The sequence below is a fragment of the Halorubrum sp. Ea8 genome (assembly GCF_002252925.1).
GTDB lineage: Archaea > Halobacteriota > Halobacteria > Halobacteriales > Haloferacaceae > Halorubrum.
Window position 1 is genome coordinate 52,448 of record NZ_NHPF01000134.1, and the last position, 12,665, is coordinate 65,112.

11 protein-coding genes and 1 pseudogene are annotated in these 12,665 nt (G+C 69.4%); 9 read left to right on the forward strand and 3 right to left on the reverse strand.

Annotated features, from left to right (window positions below; all coding sequences use genetic code 11):
* Window positions 1–92: 92 nt before the first annotated feature.
* On the reverse strand, window positions 93–1,073 hold the full coding sequence (locus tag DJ74_RS16100; RefSeq protein WP_094527911.1) for a hypothetical protein: 981 nt from the start codon (window positions 1,071–1,073) through the stop codon (window positions 93–95).
* 104 nt (window positions 1,074–1,177) lie between these two features.
* Window positions 1,178–2,857 carry a histidine kinase N-terminal 7TM domain-containing protein gene (locus tag DJ74_RS16105; RefSeq protein ID WP_094522001.1) on the reverse strand — a complete coding sequence of 560 codons (1,680 nt, stop codon included), beginning with the start codon at window positions 2,855–2,857 and terminating at the stop codon, window positions 1,178–1,180.
* 137 nt (window positions 2,858–2,994) lie between these two features.
* On the opposite strand from DJ74_RS16105, the gene DJ74_RS16110 reads away from it, so the two are divergent.
* The 8 genes from DJ74_RS16110 to tgtA all read left to right on the forward strand — a co-directional run bounded on the left by DJ74_RS16110 (window position 2,995) and on the right by tgtA (window position 11,037).
* Window positions 2,995–3,723 (forward strand): lipoate--protein ligase family protein, encoded by a 729-nt coding sequence (locus DJ74_RS16110; protein WP_094527912.1) that lies wholly within the window; start codon window positions 2,995–2,997, stop codon window positions 3,721–3,723.
* Window positions 3,724–3,851: 128 nt separating this feature from the next.
* Window positions 3,852–4,253: a 30S ribosomal protein S6e gene (locus tag DJ74_RS16115; RefSeq protein WP_094521999.1), complete on the forward strand. Its 402-nt coding sequence runs from the start codon at window positions 3,852–3,854 to the stop codon at window positions 4,251–4,253.
* 13 nt (window positions 4,254–4,266) lie between these two features.
* Complete coding sequence (locus DJ74_RS16120) at window positions 4,267–4,734, forward strand: hypothetical protein (protein WP_094527913.1); 468 nt, start codon at window positions 4,267–4,269, stop codon at window positions 4,732–4,734.
* Window positions 4,735–4,831: 97 nt separating this feature from the next.
* Window positions 4,832–5,917, forward strand: coding sequence for an Lrp/AsnC family transcriptional regulator (locus DJ74_RS16125; protein ID WP_094527914.1), 1,086 nt, complete (start codon window positions 4,832–4,834; stop codon window positions 5,915–5,917).
* A gap of 31 nt (window positions 5,918–5,948) precedes the next feature.
* Window positions 5,949–6,638: a bifunctional precorrin-2 dehydrogenase/sirohydrochlorin ferrochelatase gene (locus DJ74_RS16130; RefSeq protein ID WP_094527915.1), complete on the forward strand. Its 690-nt coding sequence runs from the start codon at window positions 5,949–5,951 to the stop codon at window positions 6,636–6,638.
* On the forward strand, window positions 6,635–7,972 hold the full coding sequence (hemA, locus tag DJ74_RS16135; protein ID WP_094521995.1) for a glutamyl-tRNA reductase: 1,338 nt from the start codon (window positions 6,635–6,637) through the stop codon (window positions 7,970–7,972). Before DJ74_RS16130 ends, hemA begins: the two co-directional genes overlap by 4 nt.
* 682 nt (window positions 7,973–8,654) lie before the next feature.
* Window positions 8,655–9,431: a Nif3-like dinuclear metal center hexameric protein gene (locus DJ74_RS16140; protein ID WP_094527916.1), complete on the forward strand. Its 777-nt coding sequence runs from the start codon at window positions 8,655–8,657 to the stop codon at window positions 9,429–9,431.
* Between the two features lie 82 nt (window positions 9,432–9,513).
* On the forward strand, window positions 9,514–11,037 hold the full coding sequence (gene tgtA, locus DJ74_RS16145; RefSeq protein ID WP_094527917.1) for a tRNA guanosine(15) transglycosylase TgtA: 1,524 nt from the start codon (window positions 9,514–9,516) through the stop codon (window positions 11,035–11,037).
* A gap of 653 nt (window positions 11,038–11,690) precedes the next feature.
* Here the strand turns inward: tgtA and DJ74_RS18865 are convergent.
* Window positions 11,691–12,044, reverse strand: coding sequence for a hypothetical protein (locus DJ74_RS18865; RefSeq protein ID WP_141212735.1), 354 nt, complete (start codon window positions 12,042–12,044; stop codon window positions 11,691–11,693).
* 292 nt (window positions 12,045–12,336) lie between these two features.
* On the opposite strand from DJ74_RS18865, the pseudogene DJ74_RS16155 reads away from it, so the two are divergent.
* Window positions 12,337–12,665, forward strand: a pseudogene (locus DJ74_RS16155) (IS5/IS1182 family transposase); the annotation flags it as partial.

Consider the following 12,665-nt stretch of genomic DNA (forward strand, 5'->3'; position numbering starts at 1 on the left):
GCGGCCGAGACGGGAGTCCGGCGCACCGCCGCGGGAACCGCCGAACGCGCCGGCCGTTCGCCAGCCGTCGTTCCCCTCGCGCTGACGGAACCTCACCCCACTCCGAGCCGGATCGGGTCGTCGCTCGGGACCACGTCGAGCGACACCGCCTCGCCGATCGCGAACTCGCGGTCCGGGCAGACGACCTTCGCGCCGTACCCCGCGTCCCGCGCCGCGAACAGCGACAGCCCCACGACCCGCTCGCCGTTCGCGAGCACGTCGACGGGGTCCCACGCGAGTCCGCGACCCGCCGCGACGCCGACGCGTGTCCCCCACAGCGTCGCCGCCGCCCCCTCCTCGAACCGGCCGAACCCGTCGCCGCGTCCGGCCGGGTCGCCGTGTTCGACCGCGTCGCCGCCGGGCGTGCCACCGTCGAGCGCGCCGCCGGGCGTGCCCGCGCCGAACGCGCCGCCGCCGGCGTAGTGGGCCAGTCCGCCGTCCAGCGGGATCCGCTCGTCGCTCGCGAGCGCCGCGAACGACTCGCCTGGATCGGGGTGGACCGGCGCGTCGAGGATGACGTGCGTCGGCCCGCGTTCGACCACGACGCCCTCCCCGTCCCACGGGATGGGGGCGACCGCGACGTCGACGTCAACCGGGAGCGACCCGCTCGCCCTGAGCGCGCTCGCGCCGGGGGCTCGGAATCCGAGGTGGACGTGGTCGTCGACCCACTGCCCGAAGAACCCGGAGCGCGTCGTCGGCCCGAGGTCGTCGCCGACATCGACGCGGTCGCCGGGGGACACCTCGGGGACAACGTGGAGGATCCGAGCGGCGGTCCCGGGCGCGGCGCCGGCCCGCCGACACCACTCGTCGTCGAGGTCGACGACGATCAGATGGTCCTCGCTCGCGGCGTAGGATCGGTCCGGACAGCCGACGGTACGCGTCTCGCGAACGACGCCCGAGACGGGCGATACTCCCCGACCGTCCTCGGGGTACAGATCGACTGCGCTCCCGTCGTCGTGTGCCGGGTACGGCGAGTTGAACCGCGAGAACCGACGGTAGCCGTCGAGCGAGTCTGGCGGCAGCGTGACGGACATCGTCGTTCGGAGGGCGGGGCTCGACCGACAAGTGGCCGTCGACGCCGGTAGCCCGGGCCGGAGGTCGACACCGCGGAGTCGACCCGCCCGTCCGCGCCGTCGTCTCACCCGTCAGCGGGTTCGATCCTGGCGATCACGAAGCGGGCGCCGCCGGATTCAGACTCCTCGACGGAGAGCTCCCAGCCGTGCGCCTCCGCGATGTCGACGACGATCGCGAGCCCGAGCCCGGTTCCGCCGTCCAGCGAGACGCCCCGTTCGGTCACTTGGGAGCGCTGTTCCGGGGGGACTCCCGGGCCGTCGTCGGCGACGGCGAGCGCGACGCCGCCCGGTCGCCGCTCGATCTCGACCCGCACCGAGACGTTCGCTCCGGCGTGTTCTATCGCGTTGCGGAACAGGTTCGAGAGCAGCTGCTCGAGCCGATCGCCGTCGGCGAGGACGGTCGGGTCCGGCCCCTCGACGGAGAGCGTCGCGTCCGCGGTCTCGAGCCGCGACCAGACCCGCCGGACGGTCGCGTCGAGGGACACCCGATCGGCGGAGTCGACGGAGCGCCCCGCGGTCGCCAGCGAGAGGAGCCCCTCGATCAGGTCGTCCATGCGCTCGTGGGCGTTCGCCGCCCGGTCGAGCGCGTCGTCGTTCTCTCCGCCGTCGTGGCGCGCGAGCTCGACCGCCGCGGTCGCCGCGGCGAGCGGGTTCCGGAGGTCGTGGGAGACGACGCCGGCGAAGTCCTCCAGGCGCTCGTTCTGCCGTTCCAGCTCCGCCTCGCGGTGCTCCAGTTCGGTCTGGCGACGCTCCCGCTCCGTCACGTCACGGAGCAGGAACACGTGACCGCGGTCCGTCCCGCGGGGGTCCGTTATCGGGTCCTCCTGGATGTCGAACTGCCGCCCGTCGATGGCGATCGGGTGTTCGACGCCGATCTCCAGCCGCGGGAACACCGCCGAGAGCGACGACCCGACCGCGTCCGGCGGGAGCAGCTCCTCGGCGGCCGGGTTGAGGTCGCGGATCCGACCGTCGGACCCGGCCACGATCACCGGGTCCTGCATCACCTCGACGGCGGTGTCGCGGGCGACGACCGCGGCGTCGAGCGTCCCGAGCCAGAACACCGTTCCGTACAGGAAGACGCCGTGGACGACGAGCGACGACGGGAACCACGCGAGGTTCGCGTAGCTACCCAAGTCGACGACGGTGGCGATCCCGGCGAGGAACGGGAACAGCGTCCCGAGCAGGATCACGAACGTCTGGAGCCGGTACCGGTTCCCGGTCCGCTGGTAGAGGTCCGTGACGACGAGGACGCCGATGACGCAGAGCGCGTACGCGTACAGAACGAAGCCGACGTCGGCGAGGCCGAGCTCGAACGAGAGCAGCGTGAACGGCCCCTCCGCGACCGCGGCGAGCGAGCGACGGGAGAGCCCGTGCGTGGCGCTCGACCACGCGAGCAGCACCCAGACGAAGGGGGGCGTCGCCAGCGCGACGATGCGGTGTTCCGTCCGCCACTGGTCGTGGCCGGCGAACGCGAGCGTGAACGCCGTCCAGATCCCGGGGATCGCGGCGACGAGCGGCGTCGCGAGGTTGAGCGTCACGACCATTACCAGCTCGCTCGCGCTCGCGACCCTGACCGCGTACAGAAGCGATATCCCGCCGCCACACAGCAGGTAGAGGGCGACCTCGGTCCCGCCCGGTTGGTCGCGCTCTCGCCACGCGACCCCGCCGAGCCAGAGCCCGATGATCGCGGCGAGCAGGCAGGCCGCGAGATAGGCTCGTACCGGCAGCGCGCCGAGGTCGCTCATCGATACGTGACCCAATAAGAGGGCCGGCAAAACGTTTGTGTCATACGCCGGAGCCCCGCCCTCGGCGAGCCGCCGTTCGCGGACGGCGGCCGCGACCGGCCGAAACCGGCTTGTCCGCCGCCGCCCTGCAGACCGGTATGCGCGTGCTCAGGGGAGCTGTCGACGACCCCGACGCGGACCGTGAGCGGACGGCGGCGTTGCTCACCGACGCGGGTGACGGGACGCCCGGGCTCCGCGTGTGGGCCCCGGCCCGACAGATCGCCTTCGGTCGCCGCGACGCCCGCGCGGAGGCGTTCGATAGGGCCGAACGGATCGCCGCGGAACGGGGATTCCGCCCGGTGGAGCGCGACGTCGGCGGTCGGGCCGTTGCGTACGCCGGAGACACGCTGGCGTTCGCCCACGCGATCCCGTTGGGCGAGGGCGACCCGACGGGAAGCGGGGCACGCGGCTCGATCACGGAGCGGTACGACCGCACGGTCGAGGCGGTGGTCGGGGCGCTCCGAGAGCTGGGCGCCGACGTCGTCGCCGGCGAGCCGCCGGCGTCGTTCTGCCCGGGCGACCACTCGGTTCGCGTGGCCGGCGGCGGGAAGGTGTCGGGAATCGCCCAGCGCGTCCGCGCCGACGCGGCGCTGGTCGCCGGGTGCGTCGTCGTCACGCCGGCCGACGCCCGGGCGATCGCCGGCGTCAGCGACGCCGTCTACGACGCCATCGGCGTGCCGTTCGATCCCGAGACGGTCGGTAGCGTCGCGGCGGCCGGCGGCCCGAGCGAACCGGAGCGCGTCGCTCGGGCGCTGGAGGACGCGTTCGTCGAGGGTCCGTGGGGCGACGGGTCGCGGCGGGTCGAGCGGATCGGCGCCGGGCGGTGAGCGGAGGGATGCCGGGCGGCGGGCCGGGACCGACGGGGAAATCCCGCCGCCGAACCGGATCCGCGGACCGATCGGGGCCGGATCCCGGTTTCGACGTGCTTTTTATTCGCGGGGGTCTCCGTTCGCCCATGGCCGAATTCAAAGTCGTCATCGCCGACCCCGAGAGCGGCGAGACGTTCCAGCGAGAGGTCGACGGACAGGACGCCAACCGGTTCCTCGGTCGCGAAATCGGCGACGAGATCGGCGGCGACGCCGTCGGACTCTCCGAGCACACGATCGAGATCACCGGCGGCTCCGACGAGACCGGTCGACCGATGCGCGAGGACGTCTCGGGCACTCGCCTGAAGGAGCTCCTCTTAGAGGGCGGCGTGGGCTTCAAGCCGTCCCGCGAAGGCGAGCGCAAGCGCATCACCGTCCGCGGCCGCGAGGTCGACGACGACGTCGCGCAGATCAACGTCTCGGTCGTCGAGGGCGACGACGTCGCCGCAGCGCTCGGCGAGGGCGACGCCGACGACGCCGACGAGGAGTAAGGGCCCGTTTCCGATGCCCCGCGTTCCCTCCGACGACGAGGGCGTCGCCTCGATTCGCGTCTCGCTCGCCCGGAGCGGCGGCACTCGCCGCCCCTGCGTTCGGATCCCCGAAGACGACGAGCTCTCCGGCCGCGTCGAGTCGGGGACTTGCGAGTCGCTGTCGATGGCCGCCGGCGACGTGATCCGGATCGCGATCGATCGCGAGGAGTACCACGCCCCGGTGACCGCCGACAGCGCCGGGCGGCTGATCCGCGGCGCGTTCGACAACAGACGGCTCGCGCGGGAGGCGGGGGAGGGGGAGAACCGCCTGGTCGCGTGGCTCGCCGCGAACGGCCGAGAGCCGGGAGACAGCGTCGTCCTCGACGTCGTCGTGCCGGGGGAGCTGTACGGGCTCCGAGTCCCCGGCGAGCGGACCGTGTACGAGGCGACTCGCGGGCCGCCGTCGTCGCTCGCGGACATCGCGCGCGACCTCGACGGCTGAAGGCGGCGTCGGTGGCGCGGACCGGGACGGTGACCCTGATCGCAGACCTCGCCCGCGGGTCGGATCGCTTATTCTCGCTCGGACCCGATCTGGAGGCATGAGAGAGGTCGACGCGGATCTGACGGCGCTCGACCGCGGGATCATCAACGCCTTTCAGGGCGGATTCCCGGCGACCGAACGGCCCTTCGAGCCGGCCGCGGCGGCGCTTCGCGAACACGGCGTCGACGTGACCGGGGCCGAACTGTGCGAGCGCGTTCGCGAACTCGACGCGGAGGGCATCCTCTCGCGGTTCGGCGCGCTCGTCAACGCCGAGGAGATCGGCGGGGCGGCGTCGCTCGTCGCGATGCACGCGCCCGAGGACCGCTACGAGGAGATCGCGGAGACGGTCAACGAGTTCACCGCAGTGGCGCACAACTACGAGCGCGAGCACCCGCACCTCAACATGTGGTTCGTGGTGAGCGTCGCCGACCACCCGGACCCCGACAAGGACGGGAACGACCGGGTCGAGGAGGTGCTCGCCGAGATCGAGGCGGCGACGGGCCAAGAGACGTACAACCTGCCGAAGCTCCGGGAGTTCCACGTCGGCGCGAAGTTCCTCGTCGACGGTCCGGTCCCCGACGGCGACGTCGACCTGTCCGACCTCGGTCCGGCTGTCACGCCGAGCGACCGGGGGGCGCTCACGCCCGACGAGCGCGACCTCGTCGTCGAGATCCAGGGCGGGCTCCCGATCACGGAGACGCCGTACGCCGACGTGGCGGCCGCGCTCGACGCCGACGTCGACTGGGTGATCGAGACGATCAAACAGTTCGAGGCGGAGGGGAAGGTGCGCCGCGTCGGCGTCATCCCGAACCACTACGCGCTCGGGTACACGGAGAACGGAATGACGGTCTGGGACGTGCCCGAGGATGTCCTCGACGAGGTCGGCCCCGCGGTCGCCTCGCTCGACTTCGTCACGCACTGCTACGAGCGCCCTCGGCACGCCGGCGTCTGGGAGTACAACTTCTTCGCGATGACGCACGGGCGGACGGAGGCGGAGAGCGAGCGCCGCATCGCGGAGGTGAAAGAGCTGATGGACGAGCACTGGGACGTCGGCGCCGACGACTGGGACACGCTGTTCTCGACGCGAATTCTGAAGAAGACGGGGATCCGCATCGCCGACCGCGCCGACAGCAACACGACGTGATCCGTCGCACCGCGGTTCGGGGGCGTCCGACGTGATCCCGTTGTACCACGACTTCGCCGGGGAGTCGGTGCTCGTGTTCGGCGGGGGGAGCGTCGGCGCGCGAAAGGCGTCGCGGTTCGCCGACGAGGCCCGCGTCGTCGTCGTGAGCCCCGGGTTCGACGAGCGGCTCGTCGAGCGGGCGCGGGACGGAGGCGGAGCGAGCGGAGCGGGAGTGGAGCTGGTCCGCGCCGCCCCGGACGCCGACGCGGTCTGCGGTTGGGTCGCGCGCGTCGACCCCGCGCTCGTGGTCGCCGCCACGGACGTCGCCGCCGTCAACGCCGCGGCGGAGGCCGCCGCGCTCGACGCCGGCCTGCTCGTCAACCGAACGGACGTGTCGGCCGCGGACCGATCGGGCACGCGCGACGCCCGGAGCGTGGTGGTCCCGGCGACCGTCGAGGACGAGCCGGTCCGGGTCGCACTCTCGACCGGGGGCGCGAGCCCGGCGCTCGCGAAGGCGCTCCGCGAGCGCGTCGAGGCCGAGATCGACGGCGCCGGCGCGATGGCGGAGCTCTCCGGCGAGCTCCGCGCGGAGCTCAGAGAGCGGGAGATAGCGCCCGAGGCGCGCCGGGAGGCGATCCGTCGCGTCGTGCGATCCGAGGGGGTTTGGAAGGGTTTACAAAAGGGGAGATCCAACGGTCGTCAAGAGGCGTATTCCGTGATCGAGGAGGTACTCAAGGAATGAAAGAGACGGGAGCAATCGCCGGCGTGAGCGTCGCTCACTCCCGCGCGACGGTCGACGAGATCGAGTCGGCCGGCGGCGACGGCGTCCGTGCGACCGTCTCGGACCTGCTCGCGCGCGACGGCGTCGAGGAGGCGTTCGCCCTCCAGACGTGCAACCGCTCGGAGGCGTTCGTCGTCACCGACCGGACCGTCGACGGGACCGACGCGCTGGCGTCGTTCGCCCCCGAGGTCCGCGGCGGCGCGGTCCGCCGACTCGACCACGAGGAGAGCTTGGAACACCTGATGCGCGTCGCCTCCGGGCTGGAGTCGCTCGTACTCGGCGAGGACCAGATCATCGGCCAGCTCCGGGAGGCGTACGAGGAGTCGAAGTCCGCGGGCGGCATCGGCCCCGTCCTGAAGGACGCGGTGACGAAGGCGCTCCACGTCGGGGAGCGCGCGCGGAACGAGACGTCGATCAACGAGGGGGTCGTCTCGCTCGGGTCGGCCGCGGTCCGGCTGGCCGCGACCGAGATCGACCTCACCGACGGTTCGGCCGTCATCGTCGGCGCCGGCGAGATGGGGACGCTCGCGGCCCGGACGCTCGACGACACGGCCGTCTCGGAGATCGTCGTCGCGAACCGGACGGTGCCGAACGCGGAGTTCGTCGCCGGCGAGGTCGACACGCCCTCGGAGGCCGTCTCGCTCGCCGACCTCCCGGCGGTCGTGCACGGGGCCGACCTCGTGATCTCGGCGACCGGGAGCCCGGAACCGGTGATCGAGCCGGAACACGTCGCGGACGCGGGGCGGCTCGTCTGCATCGACATCGCGCAGCCCCGCGACGTCGACCCGGCGGTCGCCGACCGCGACGAGCTCACGCTGTACGACATCGACGCGTTAGAGGACGTGACGCGCCGGACTCGCGAGAGCCGCGAGGCGGAGGCGCGCGAGGTCGAGGCGATCATCGACGAGGAGCTCGACCGAATCCTGCGGGCGTACAAGCGCAAGCGCGCGGACGACGCCATCTCCGCGATGTACGCGGGCGCCGACCGCGTCAAGGCCCGCGAGGTCGACCGCGCGCTCTCGAAGCTGGAGGCGCAGGGCGATCTGACCGACGAGCAGCGCGAGACCGTCTCGGACATGGCGGACGCGCTGGTCGGCCAGCTGCTCGCGGCCCCGACCAGCTCGCTGCGCGACGCCGCGGGCGAGGACGACTGGGAGACGATCCGGACCGCCCTCCGGCTGTTCGATCCCGAGTTCGACGCCCCGCCCGAGGTCCCGGGCGGGACGTCGGCGGAGGAGAGCGGTCCGGAGATCGACGGCCCGCCGGAGTCGATCGCCGAGGAACTGGACGATTAGATCGGTTTCAGTGTGATTTCGGTCGGTTTCGGGTGCTGTTTGCCCCGAGGCACTGTTGTTCATTTATAAATGGCCGATTTCGGATCGACGGTGAACACTTCCAAAGCCCCAGCCGCTCGCGTATAAACGAGTGACTGCGGATCAGTGGTGGACACCTCCAAAGCCCCAGCCGCGAGGAGCTCGCGGCCTACCGGCCGCTCGTCAGTTAAGCGCTCCCTTCGGTCGCCCTCGCTACTCGCGCGACTCGCTGTCGTTCGAAAGGCGCGGAGCGCCTTTCGTGATGTCGTCAGAACGCTCTGCGTTCTGACTGCTAGCCGGAAATCTCTGATTTCCGGCGATGACGAGACGCCTCCGGCGTCTCGAACCACGCGCTTCGGTCGCTCACTTCGTTCGCTTCCTGCAGTGCTTGCGTCGTCGTGCTTCGTCCTCGTGGCTGCCCATTTGAATCCCGCCCCGCACAGCACCGCAGCCTCACGCCTCCCCAGCCTCGTCGGACGCCCTCCGCTTCGCTCCGGACGTCCGACTCCCTCGCGCGCGCTCCGTCGCGCCCTCCGGGCGCTCGGAGGCGCGCGCCACCGCATGAGACGTTTATATGCCTGAGAGACGTTCTCGGTCCGGCTGCGATCGGAGCCGACCCGGACGGACCGTCGCTCTTTATTCCCCGGCCGATCCACGGATCGTCATGAAACTCTCCGAGTACGCGCGACGGCTCGACGACGAACTCGACACGGCGGCGTACGCCGACGTCGACGCCAGCGCGAACGGGGTACAGGTCGGTCCGGACGACGCCGAGGTGGAGCGCGTCGCGTTCGCGGTCGACGCCGCCGAGGCGACGATCGAGGCCGCGGCCGACGCGGGCGCCGACGTCCTCGTCGTCCACCACGGGATCTCGTGGGGGGGCATCGACCGCGTCACGGGGACCGCGTACGACCGGATCGCGGCGCTGGTCGAGAACGACCTCGCGCTGTACGTCTCACATCTCCCACTGGACGGCCATCAGGACCTCGGTAACGCGGCCGGCGTCGCGGGCGCGATCGGGGTCGGGGACCGGGAGCCGTTCGGCGAGATCGGACCGGTCACGATCGGGACGGTCGGCGAGCTCGACGCGCCGCGGTCCGCGGCGTCGATCCGGGAGGCGCTTGACGACTTCGAGGGCCAGCCCGACGGCGAGGCGTCGCCGACGCGCGTGCTCGATTTCGGCCCGGACGAGATCGACCGGGTCGCCGTCGTCACCGGGTCCGGCGTCGACTGGCTCGACGAGGCCGTCGAGGCGGGCGCCGACGCACTGATCACGGGCGAGGGGAAGGGGAAGGCGTACCACGAGGCGCGAGAGGCCGGCGTCACGGTGTTCCTCGCAGGCCACTACGCGACGGAGACGTTCGGGGTGCGGTCCCTCCGGTCGCTGTCGGCGGAGTGGGGGCTGGGGACCGAGTACGTGAGTCACCCGACGGGACTCTGAGGAGTCCGACCGGAGGGGCGAGGGCTCCGTCCCGTCGCCTCCCGAACGCAACCCTTACCGCCCGCGTCCGCGCACTCCGGGTATGCGCGATCACTTCGAGATCCGGGACCACGACGCCGCCGGGCGGATCGGCCGGCTGGAGGTCCCCCGCGCCGGGGTCACGGTCGAGACGCCGGCGCTGCTGCCGGTCGTCAACCCCAACGTGCTCACTGTCGAGCCGTCCCGACTCCGCGAGGAGTTCGGCGCGGAGATGCTGATCACCAACTCCTACATCATCCGGAGCACGGACCGGATTCGCGACCGCGTGCTGGACGAGGGGCTCCACGACTTCCTCGGGTTCGACGGCGCGATCATGACCGACTCCGGCTCCTTCCAGCTCGCCGAGTACGGCGACATCGACGTGACCACCGAGGAGATAATCGAGTTCCAGCGGCGGATCGGGAGCGACGTGGCGACCCCCGTCGACGTGCCGACGCCGCCGGACGTCGACCGCGAGCGCGCCGAGCGCGAGCTGGCGACCACCGAGGAGGCGCTCGCCGACGCCGAGGCGGCGGAGACGGGCGAGATGCTCGTCAACGCGCCCGTACAGGGGTCGACGTTCCCGGACCTCCGAGAGGCGGCGGGCCGGCGCGCGACCGACACCGACCTCGACGTGTTCCCGGTCGGCGCGATGGTGCCGCTCCTCAACGCCTACCGCTACACCGACGTCGTCGAGGCGGTCCGCGCCGCGAAGCGCGGGCTCGACCCGGACGCGCCCGTCCACCTGTTCGGCGCGGGCCACCCGATGATGCTCGCGCTGGCGGTCGCCGCCGGCTGCGACCTGTTCGACTCGGCCGCCTACGCGCTGATGGCGCGCGACGGGCGCTACCTGACCGTCTCCGGGACCGAGCACCTGGAGGAGATGGAGTACTTCCCCTGCTCGTGTCCGGTCTGCGCCGAGCACACGCCCGCGGAGCTCCGGGAGATGGACGGGAGCGCCGGGGGCGGAAACGGCGACACCGACGCCGACGCGTCCGCCGAGCAGCTGCTGGCCGAGCACAACCTCCACGTCACCTTCGAGGAGCTCCGCCGCGTGAAGGCGGCGATCCGGTCGGGGAACCTCCTCGAACTGGTCGACCGCCGGGCCCGCGGTCACCCCGCGATGCTCGACGGCTACCGGGCGCTGCTGGACCACGCCGACGAGCTGGAGCGCGCCGATCCGGTCTCGAAGGACGCGTTCTTCTACACCTCCCACGAATCGGCCCGGCGCCCCGAGATCCGCCGGCACCGCGACCGGCTCGCCAGGCTGGAGGTCCCCGACCGCCTGCTGCTCACGGAGTCGAACGCGCCCTCCACGCACGACTACGACGCCGTGTGGCGCGTGAAACCCCCGTTCGGTCCCTTCCCGCGGGCGCTCTCGGAGACGTACCCGCTCACTGCCGAGGTCCCGGAGCGACTCGACGACGCGGCGCAGGTCGCCGCGGCCGAGGGCGTCGCCGCCCTGGCGTCGGCGAACCCGGAGACCGCGATCACGCTCGGTCACGACGGCTGGCCAGAGACGGCGCTCGACGCCGTCCCCGACTGCGTCGAGACGGAGGACCTGCGGACGCTCGGGCGGTCCGGGTAACGGGGCTTGTTGAACCCCCGATCAGTGACTGATTTCTGTGGCTGTGCTGAATACAGGGCGGGAGTCTTGTACTAGTCCCCCTCAGTATGATCAGGCCGGATCGGTCAGTACAGGGAAATCACGAATCACTCGATAAACTTAGTTCGCTGAGTCTTGACTCCCGTTCGGTCGAAGCACTGTATAAAAGAGAAGCCCAAGTTCTGTAAGTACGACTACGCCCCCGATCGAGCGAGCAGCAGTCGATATCCCTGTCGTGTAACCACGTACCGCAACAGCGAGATCACCAAGTGCCGCGACTCCAAGCCCGAGCAAAAATACAATTATGAAGAGCAGATACCGAATCGATGTAAGTAGTTCATCTGTTCTGGAGGGCATCAAAACTAGTTCGAGTGGTGTTTGTGATAACTTTTCTGAACTGGTAAACGACTGACCAGTTCGCAAGCGCAATCTATGCCTAATTTAGAATTCAAATGGGGGAAAATAACGCAGTCCCCGTGCTGATTAGATCCTCTGTATCGGTCACGCTAGCACTGACAAGCGCCGAGTAGTTCGAAACGTCACTGCTACATACAACGCGCGTATTTTACACGGAACCCCCTCCAGAGAACGGTAGCCCGAATGGGTCAGTACAGGGGATCGACTGTCATCCACCGCTACGGATTAACGATAGCTTTGATACTTATCACAGTAGACTCGGACGGTTTCACTGAGAGTTCGTGAACACCGGTAACCGTGATTGTACGCTCAAACGTCTGCTCCGTTTCGAACGCCTCTGAGAGAACGTCTTGCGAGTCATGAGAGAGAGTAACTTCTCCACCAGACCCTTTCTGTGTTCCAACGATGATTTTCACTGTATCACCCTTCTGTAGGTCTAATTCGTACGTCTGTTCTCGCTGTGTCGTGTCATCGACGCGGACATCACCAGAACCTCCCGTCACTGCCGAACAGCCTCCGAGGACAGACGCCACGGTCACATTCGTTACAGACAGATACGTTCTCCTGTTCACACATGTGGTTTTGACGGTAGAGTATAAATAGAATATCCAGAAACAAACAGATGCTTTAGCTAGTCATACAGATGCGTCCGTAGGCACCTACTAACGGTTGGTCCGGGGATCAAACGAAGAAAGTAACGCAGTCTCAGTGCTGAATGTATTCTCCCTATCGGTCATGTAGCTACTGACAGCGACTGGGGAGTTGATACCGCTCGTGCCGATAGAGGGCGCAGGCTGTGTTTAGACGCTAAGAATATTGCCTGAACGGCGTGATTTCGAGGAAGTGAAGCGAGCAGAGTTCGATGTGCCTTCGAAACTCGCCCGCTTCACCGACCGATGTGTGGCTTTGTCTCAAAAATCTGTCGGGAGTGACGGAAATCAGCCTGTCAAGAAAGGGGAAGGTGGCTACGCAGACTGGGTGATCATCACTCTCCACGGACTTCGCGAATACCTCGACCTTCCGTACCGCCGACTCCTCGATATCCTCCGTGAAATGCCTGATATCGTGGAGAAACTCGGGCTGTCGGTCGAGGAGTTGCCGGACTTCACCACGGTTTGTGCTCGGAAACAAGCGCTGAAGATGCGCGTCTGGCGAGTGCTGTTGCGGCTGTCGGTGAATCTATTTGATACTGG